Here is a 392-nt window from a genome sequence, read left to right as displayed (position 1 = left end):
GGGTACGACTCGAAGACCGTCAGGGTGTCGAACACCGCCGCCGGACCCGCCTCCCGCTGGATGTCGGCGAGCCCGACGTGGTGGTGGTCGAGCATCGCCGCCTGCTCCGCCTGCACGCGGCTCAGCAGCTCGCCGACGGTTTCGCGGGGATCGAACTCGATCCGCACCGGCACGGTGTTGATGAACAGCCCGATCATCGACTCGATCCCGGGCACCTGCGGCGGGCGGCCCGACACCGTCGCACCGAACACCACATCGGCGCGTCCGGTCAGGGCCGCGAGCGCCAGCGCCCAGGCGACCTGGACGACGGTGTTGACCGTCACCCCGCGCTCCCGGGCGGCCGTCGCCAGCGCCTCGGTCTCCTCGGCGGGCAGCGTCACGGTCACCTCCCC

1 protein-coding gene is annotated in these 392 nt (G+C 72.7%); it reads right to left on the bottom strand.

Features of this window, described 5'->3' with window-relative positions; genetic code table 11:
• Window positions 1–380: condensation domain-containing protein (locus AC1DYG_RS20440; RefSeq protein ID WP_477641665.1), on the bottom strand; the 380-nt coding region annotated here is incomplete at its 3' end.
• Between the last annotated feature and the right edge of the window lie 12 nt (window positions 381–392).

It is taken from the genome of Pedococcus sp. P1_H8 (assembly GCF_056405175.1).
This window is presented reverse-complemented; position numbering and strand designations above follow the sequence as displayed.